Raw genomic sequence first — 254 nt, forward strand, 5'->3', positions numbered from 1 at the left:
GGACATATTCCAGATGCAAGGTAGCAAAGTCCGGCTGGCCCGTTTTCGGACATAAACAGGTAAACTCTGGAATTTTGATCCGAATGGTATAGTCTCGTTCCGGGAAGGGGTTGGGAAAGGTTTCAAGTTCTCGACTCGGTTGGCTAGGCATCTTGCTGTCTCTGTGTTAGCGTTGCGTCTTTCAAATTTGGTTTTATTATCGCTTAAATCCATGCCATGCGCCTAAAGAAAATCAAGCTCGCTGGCTTTAAATC

Annotated in this window: 1 protein-coding gene; it reads right to left on the bottom strand. The window is 45.7% G+C overall.

Features of this window, described 5'->3' with window-relative positions; translation table 11 throughout:
- The coding region (locus SQ11_RS17050) for an NADPH-dependent 7-cyano-7-deazaguanine reductase (protein ID WP_368730369.1) at window positions 1-151 on the bottom strand (151 nt) is incomplete at its 3' end.
- Window positions 152-254 lie beyond the last annotated feature (103 nt).

This window comes from Nitrosospira sp. NpAV, from assembly GCF_000832065.1.
Classification (GTDB): Bacteria; Pseudomonadota; Gammaproteobacteria; order Burkholderiales; family Nitrosomonadaceae; genus Nitrosospira.